Origin of the sequence: Kineococcus indalonis, from assembly GCF_009906395.1 — a bacterium.
GTDB classification, from domain to species: domain Bacteria; phylum Actinomycetota; class Actinomycetes; order Actinomycetales; family Kineococcaceae; genus Kineococcus; species Kineococcus indalonis.
Genome location: NZ_JAAALM010001051.1, coordinates 1 through 390, shown reverse-complemented (window position 1 = coordinate 390; position 390 = coordinate 1). Strand labels below are relative to the sequence as shown.

1 pseudogene is annotated in these 390 nt (G+C 81.3%); it reads left to right on the top strand.

The annotated features are described in order from the left end of the window. Positions 1-390: pseudogene (locus tag GTR00_RS22655) on the top strand (DNA-3-methyladenine glycosylase 2 family protein); the annotation flags it as partial.

Sequence of the window (390 nt, the reverse complement as noted above, 5' to 3'; positions counted from 1 at the left end):
GTCTCGGTGCTGCGCCGCGGCGCGCACGACCCCACCTTCCGCCGCGAGCCCGACGGCAGCGTGCGCCGCGCCACCCGCACCCCCGACGGCCCCGCCCAGCTGCACCTGGTGCCGCTGCGCGCGGCCGGGCAGGTGGAGGCGCGCGCCTGGGGCCCCGGCGCGCAGCGGGCGCTGGAGGGCGTGCCGGACCTGCTCGGCGCCGCGGACACCACCCACGCCGAGTTCGAGCCGCGCCGCGAGCACCCCGTGCTGCGCGAGGCCTGGCGCGCGCACCCGTGCTGGCGCCAGCCGCGCACCGGCGCCGTCTTCGAGGCGCTGTCCGCCTCCGCGCTGGAGCAGGTCGTCACCACCCGCGAGGCCTTCGCCGGCTGGCGCCGGCTGGTGCTGCGC